Source organism: Pseudomonas sp. R62 (assembly GCF_000257605.1).
GTDB lineage: Bacteria > Pseudomonadota > Gammaproteobacteria > Pseudomonadales > Pseudomonadaceae > Aquipseudomonas > Aquipseudomonas atacamensis.
In genome coordinates this window covers 1-1,286 of the sequence record NZ_AHZM01000869.1, presented here as the reverse complement: position 1 = coordinate 1,286, position 1,286 = coordinate 1, and the positions used below count along the sequence as shown (strand labels likewise).

Here is a 1,286-nt window from a genome sequence, read left to right as displayed (position 1 = left end):
TGTATGTACCGGAGACATGGTGGACAGGTGTTCGGAGACATGGTGGACACATTTTAATAGGCACATTGCTCATCGCGAAGGAGATGGCCTGTGTCTTGGCAAGAGGTGTCCACTGTGCAGCTTCGTTCGGAATTCGTGCTGTTGGCTCGGCAAGAAGGGGCCAATGTTCGGCAGCTTTGCCGTCGATACAATATCAGCCCAAGCACTGCCTACAAATGGCTCAGCAGGTTTGAAAATCTCGGTGCGCAAGGGTTGATCGATCAGTCTCGACGACCAAAGACGTCACCCAAACGCTGCGCTGAAGAGGTTGAGCAGCAGATTTTGACCATGAGTCAGGAGTACGCCGCTTGGGGCGCTCGCAAGCTCAAGCGCGTGTTGGAAGACGACGGCAAAGTGATGCCCTCTGTCAGCACCGTGCATGCGGTTTTACAGCGTCATTCGCGCGTTGATCCAAAGGCTGCCGAGATCAAACCGTTTATCCGGTTCGAGCACGAGGCGCCCAACGATCTTTGGCAGATCGACTTCAAGGGCCATATCAGCCTGAGCCACGGACGTTGCCATCCGCTGACGATACTGGACGATCACTCGCGGTTCTCACTGTGCATCGCTGCGTGCGCCAATGAGCAGCGCCGAACCGTCCAGGAGCAACTAATGCGGGCCTTTCGGCTCTACGGTCTGCCTCTGCGCATGACGATGGACAACGGTTCGCCATGGGGTGACCAGACCGGCGTTTATACCGCACTGGAGGTCTGGCTGATGAGCCAGGGCATCAAGGTCGGCCACTCCCGACCTTATCACCCGCAAACCCAGGGAAAGCTGGAGCGCTTCCACCGCAGTCTGAAAAGGGAAGTCCTACAAGGCCAACTCTTCATCGATCTGGACGATGCACAACGGGCGTTTGATATCTGGCGTGATATCTACAACCAGAAGCGTCCGCATCAAGCACTGAACATGCAGGTTCCTGCTACTCGCTACAGCAGCAGCTCACGGGAATACCAGGAGCAACCAGCGGCACCGGAGTACGACGATGGGGATGTGGTCAGGAAGGTTCAGGTAAAAGGAGAGATCTACTGGAGGAATCGTGAATACATGGTCGGAAAGGCTTTTTACGGAAGATCAGTAGCTATCCGGGAAACGACGGAGGACGGCATCCACGATGTCTACTGGAGTAGACATCGTATCGCCCGAATCGACTTGAACTTGCAGGTCGTGACGGCAGGTAAGAAGATCTAAAACCGTCCACCATGTCTCCGAACATGTGTCCACCATGTCTCCGGTACATACAC

At 55.2% G+C, this 1,286-nt stretch carries 1 protein-coding gene; it reads left to right on the top strand.

Annotation, left to right across the window (positions count from 1 at the left end):
- Positions 1-90: 90 nt before the first annotated feature.
- Positions 91-1,233, top strand: a complete 1,143-nt coding sequence (locus OQK_RS00740; protein ID WP_016770679.1) for an IS481 family transposase — start codon at positions 91-93, stop codon at positions 1,231-1,233.
- The last annotated feature ends 53 nt before the right edge of the window (positions 1,234-1,286 follow it).